The following is a 4,685-nucleotide window of genomic DNA, read 5'->3' on the forward strand; positions in this document are numbered from 1 at the left end:
CGACCCCGGAGTTCTTACATCAACTGCTGATGTAGCAACAACAGCGTTCCGTGCCTCACAGGCATTGTCGGTACTCAGACCACACCTCGGAGGCAGACATCAATCGGGAGGTCCAAAAGTCTGGTTCATCTCCCCCGATCTCAGCCCACATACGCTGATTGGCTGCGGCGAATGCCCCCAGCGCCTCGGGGGAGGCCGCTTGCCACGTAGGGACTCGCGCTGCCCACGACTCCGCGCTCTCCGGTGAGTGCTCCCCGGCTGCGATGAGCCAGATTACCCAGTACGCCGCATCCAACCACGGTGCGCCACGGGTAGCCCAAGCCCAGTCGACCATATAGGCGCGTTTTTCCTGGATCAGCACGTTTTCGTTGTTGAGGTCGGTGTGGAGCACTGAGCTTCCCCGGAACAGCTCCACCTGAGAAACGTCATCCACGAAGTTCTTCAGCCGCTGTCCGGCTTCCCGCAATACGATCGGCGGGCATTCGGTCTCGCTGAGGCCGGTCAGAAGGCCGACCATCAGCGGAAGGTCATGTGATCCGTGGCTGTAATCGGCGTGATGACCTTTGATGTGCTCAAATCCCAGGAGATCCCAGCCGCTTCCTTTCACCCGCCAAACCAGTTCAGGAGAAACCCCCTTCAGGTAGGGATTCACTTCGGCTTCGCGTTCCTGAGTCCAGGCCCATCGGTGGTCGGTGCGAAGGCCCTTAACGTGGACCGTGCCGGCGTCGCAGTACAGCCGGGCCGCGATCTGGCTGTTCAGGCCGGCGGATACCGGCTCTACGCGGTGAATCCGGCCTGTATGGGAGGCGACAGCCGTGCGGACGGCCGAGGGCAGCTCTTCGAAGTCGATGCGAGACGCCATGGAGTCACTCTCTCATCAACGAGGCGGGGGCCCCGCTCTGCGGAGCCCCCGCCGTGCGCGCTGGTCAGTTGTACGGGTTGTCGTTGCCGCAACCGGGCTGTGCGTCGGCCGTCAGCTCCTCCACGTCGTCCACCAGGACGACGGCGGTCCCGGCCTCCGTCGCGGACGACACCTCCGCGGTGTTGATGGTGGCAGCGGTCATGACTCCTCCTTGAATCCGTGTTGGCAGTAGTTGCGAAGTGGTGCCTTCGCTTGCTGATAGAGCTTGGCGAGTGGCCTGCATACCCGGCAGGAGCCGGACAGCTTGCACCCGCTACAGCCCCCAGTGCGAAGCATTTGGGCATCTGCGATGAGCGGCAGATCCCTTAACCCAGCAAGCCCAGTAGACATGAGATTGATGGGGTTCTCTCGTCCGACCTTGCACATGGTTGCATTGCCGAACGGGTCCAAGTGGAAGAAGGTATGTCCAGCAGGGCAGCCACGGAACACCTCTTCCCGGTTGATGTATTCGGTGACTTGGAAGTCAAGGGGGCCCTTGTCGCCGTCGTAGGACGGGGAGATATTGGCGAACACCTTGTGCGGGATGCCAAGGTTGTCGGCCAGGGCCTTCATTCCATCGACTTCATGCGCGTTGTGCTCGGTCACGATGAGCGACAGCTCAAGCGGCAACTTGGCAGCCCTGGCCGCTCGCAGCCCCCGCATCACCCGCTTGTACGCGCCACGAGTACGTGTCAGTGCCTCAAAGGTCTCTGCCGTTGCACCATACAGAGAAACCGTGATCTTGTGTGGGGGCAGTTCGGTGAGGACTTCCAGAGTCGGTGCGTGGTCGAGCCGAGACCCGTTCGTCAGGATCTCAAGCATCATCCCCATGCCGAAGGCCGTACGGTACGACTCCAAGAAGTCGGGATCAATGGTCGGTTCGCCGCCCGTGAACTGGAACCACAGAACCCCAGAGTCCCTGACCATCTCCAGGAGCTTCGTCTTGCGCGCCATCGGCAGCCCCGCAAAGGGCCGCTTCCAGACCACACACATGTCACAGGCGAAGTTGCAGCCCCGGTTGACCTCCCACGTGGCGCGGCTATAGTTGAGCGCTGCTTCCGGCCGGACCAGAACCGTACTCGACGCTGGTGCACTGCCCAGGTCCACGCCCCAGGATGTTGCCGCGGTCTCCGTCAACCAACTCGGCGTTGGCGCGGCCGTCTCTACCGCAGCGCGTACTTCCTCGTACTTGTCTCGGGGGAACTGCATCCCGGCCTTTGAGCCGGGTCTCACGGCAACGAACGTCTTGTTTTGAGGGCTCACGATCACCTGGTGCACGGCTTCCTCCAAACACCTCTGTGTCTTCGATGGTCCCTGTGGCCGGATTCGACCGGAGTCGTCGGTGGTGCTGTGCGGTCCCCCTGCCCGGACTCGAACCGGGGTCTCCGGAGACCTGCCAGGGACATGCTTTACCTGAGTGAAGGCGCCCTCCCCCGTGTGACGGGGGTTGCGCATGACCAGTGCGCACTACACAGGGGAGGGCATTTGCCCTACTCCACCGGACGGTTTCCTTGGGCGAGGAACCCCAACGGTCATCCGGTAAAGTAGGTGTCTTATCTCGGGGCCATCCACTGAGCGCCGAGGCAGAAGAAGAATTCACCGAAGACCACCAGTGCCAACAAGAGACCCACAGCATCCGCAACTACCTTGCGCACTACAAAGCTCCTCGACTGATTCGATTGCGCACGGCCAACTGAGCGCTGAGCACTTCGTCGCGGCCGACCTGCCGGATGTTTTCGGGTGGGGCATCCCACTCTCGCCCCCCGCCGACTGGTCGAAGTTGGTAGTAGGGGCCCTCATGCCCGCGCACTTCACCGAGTCGGTTTCTGCCGGCGTCCCGCACCACTTCACCCATGGTGGGGGTGTGCTGCTCCGTCTTGATCGTCATTGCGCCTCCATGAGCGCTTCATCCAGGCGACGCCTGCAAGAGGAGGGGTCGAACGTGAGGCCGACGAGGGAGTTGCCGACGCTGGTCAGGGTCTGCGCCGGCTCCTCACGTGCCTCGCGGCACTTGAAGAAGGCACCAGCCTGCTCCTGGTCTGTCTCGGGCACCTTGGTTCCTCTCCGTAGCACCACCACTACCAAGGGCGTTCAGCGTGTCCTACAGTCAGCAGGTCTTCAAGCTGCGAAAGCTGCACGGAAAGTCACGGTGAGGCCGATGAATCGCAAAGAGCTGGATCCCGAGAAGTCGGCGAGCGCAGCGTTCGGCGAACGTCTCCGCAGGTTGAGAGATGAGCGCGGGTGGACGCAAGCCGACCTCGGGGAGCGTATGGGCTACTCAGATACTCACGTTTCGGCCATCGAAACTGGCCGACGCTCCCCAACTTCCCGTTTCGCGCACAGTGCCGACAAGGCTTTCGGTACCGGCGATGCGTTCGAGCGTCAGGGGAGGGCCGTACGGAACACAGCATTGTTGGAGGGGTTCCCCGAGTACGTGCCTCACGAGATGCGTGCGGTAGAGATCAGGCTCTTTGATCTGGGGATCGTTCCTGGTCTGCTTCAGACACCGGAGTACGCGGCAGCCATCACCGCCGGAGCCGTCCGGAGAGGCGCCATCACGGAACAGCAGGCAGAGGAACGCCTGGCGTTACTCACGAAGCGACAAGCCGCACTGGAGCGCACCCCGCCACCCCTGGTCTTCGCAGTCCTGGACGAGAGCTGCCTTATGCGCCCGGTGGGCGGGCCCTCCGTCATGGCGAGGCAGTTCGACAGGCTCACCGAGTTCGCTGAACTGCCGTCGACCGTCCTACAGGTGGCGCCGTACGACCTTGGTGAGCGACGCTCGTTCGATCTGCCGATCAACCTGCTGACGCTTGCTGATCGGTCCCATGTCGCCTACGCCGAGTCAGCCCAACGCGGTCATCTCGTACGGGAAAGCACGTTCGTAGTGGCCGCCCAAACGGCCTACCATCAACTACAGGCCGAAGCCTGCTCGCAGGCGGCGTCTGTGGCCATGATCGAACAGCTTCGAAAGGGCACCCCGTGACGACCGATACCCCGCGTTGGTTCACGTCTTCGTACAGCAGCAACGGCGGCAACTGCGTGGAAGTCGCCGTCAACCTCGTCCGCTCGCGCGGCGTGGTCCCCGTCCGTGACAGCAAGGACCCGCAGGCTGGCATCCTCGCCTTCGGTCCCGGCGCCTGGTCCTCGTTCCTCTCGTACGCTCAGGACCAGACCATCTGACATGCCGACGACGAACGGCCCCCCGATCTTCTGTCCGATGCGGGGGGCCGTTCTTGTGTAGTGCGCGACCTCATGGCCCTTGCGGGGCAGTGAGGAGTACTGGGGCTCGGAGAAGCCTTCCGGGCCAGTTGCCGGGCGTTCCCCGGCTACTCCATCAGCAGGTCCAGCAGGGTGACCACGGCGACACCGATCCCGATGGCCATGCCCAGCTGAGGGTCTCGCGCGGCCACAATGACGGTGATCACGCCTGCCAGGAGCAGGACGGCCGTACGCACGCCGATCTGTCGGTCGTTATTCACCTCGCTCTCCCGGCTCATGACCACCCGCCAGACGTGCCGAGTCGCGTGCCGCCCAGACCAACTGTTGCCGAACTGCCGCCGCAGCGCGGGCCTTGTGGCGGGCTCTGAGGCGGTTGACCTTGCGGCGTACCCGCCTCCCCATGGCGACTGGATCAGCGGCGCCCGCAAGGAGAGCGGCCTCATTCCAGGACTTCACCCCTGAGCAGGCGCGGGCCAGCACCACGGCGCGTTCTCCGGGCTGCAGGGCGCGTAGCAAGGCGCCAAGCCGGGCGTCATTAGGCCCGTCGTAAGGTAAGGCGTCC

At 63.4% G+C, this 4,685-nt stretch carries 8 protein-coding genes; 2 read left to right on the plus strand and 6 right to left on the minus strand.

What is annotated here, in order from left to right; all coding sequences use genetic code 11:
* Window positions 1-55: 55 nt before the first annotated feature.
* From AC27LF_RS45210 to AC27LF_RS45230, 5 genes are all read right to left on the minus strand, one after another.
* Window positions 56-862, minus strand: a complete 807-nt coding sequence (locus AC27LF_RS45210) for an aminoglycoside phosphotransferase (RefSeq protein ID WP_479661252.1) — start codon at window positions 860-862, stop codon at window positions 56-58.
* Between the two features lie 64 nt (window positions 863-926).
* On the minus strand, window positions 927-1,064 hold the full coding sequence (locus tag AC27LF_RS45215; RefSeq protein WP_479661253.1) for a hypothetical protein: 138 nt from the start codon (window positions 1,062-1,064) through the stop codon (window positions 927-929).
* Complete coding sequence (locus AC27LF_RS45220) at window positions 1,061-2,179, minus strand: radical SAM protein (RefSeq protein ID WP_479661254.1); 1,119 nt, start codon at window positions 2,177-2,179, stop codon at window positions 1,061-1,063. Before AC27LF_RS45220 ends, AC27LF_RS45215 begins: the two co-directional genes overlap by 4 nt.
* 376 nt (window positions 2,180-2,555) lie before the next feature.
* Window positions 2,556-2,789, minus strand: coding sequence for a hypothetical protein (locus AC27LF_RS45225; protein ID WP_479661255.1), 234 nt, complete (start codon window positions 2,787-2,789; stop codon window positions 2,556-2,558).
* Complete coding sequence (locus AC27LF_RS45230; protein WP_479661256.1) at window positions 2,786-2,953, minus strand: hypothetical protein; 168 nt, start codon at window positions 2,951-2,953, stop codon at window positions 2,786-2,788. The genes AC27LF_RS45225 and AC27LF_RS45230 overlap by 4 nt, the downstream gene beginning before the upstream one ends.
* A gap of 106 nt (window positions 2,954-3,059) precedes the next feature.
* Here AC27LF_RS45230 and AC27LF_RS45235 point away from each other — a divergent pair, with 106 nt between their 5' ends.
* Together AC27LF_RS45235 and AC27LF_RS45240 are read left to right on the plus strand one after the other, a co-directional pair.
* The gene (locus tag AC27LF_RS45235) at window positions 3,060-3,887 is read left to right on the plus strand and encodes a helix-turn-helix domain-containing protein (RefSeq protein ID WP_479661257.1); all 828 of its coding nucleotides are present in this window, start codon (window positions 3,060-3,062) and stop codon (window positions 3,885-3,887) included.
* On the plus strand, window positions 3,884-4,084 hold the full coding sequence (locus tag AC27LF_RS45240) for a DUF397 domain-containing protein (RefSeq protein WP_479661258.1): 201 nt from the start codon (window positions 3,884-3,886) through the stop codon (window positions 4,082-4,084). The genes AC27LF_RS45235 and AC27LF_RS45240 overlap by 4 nt, the downstream gene beginning before the upstream one ends.
* A 146-nt stretch (window positions 4,085-4,230) precedes the next feature.
* Here AC27LF_RS45240 and AC27LF_RS45245 read toward each other — a convergent pair whose 3' ends face one another.
* Window positions 4,231-4,383: a hypothetical protein gene (locus tag AC27LF_RS45245; RefSeq protein WP_479661259.1), complete on the minus strand. Its 153-nt coding sequence runs from the start codon at window positions 4,381-4,383 to the stop codon at window positions 4,231-4,233.
* Between the last annotated feature and the right edge of the window lie 302 nt (window positions 4,384-4,685).

The sequence above is a fragment of the Streptomyces diversicolor genome (genome assembly GCF_057537855.1).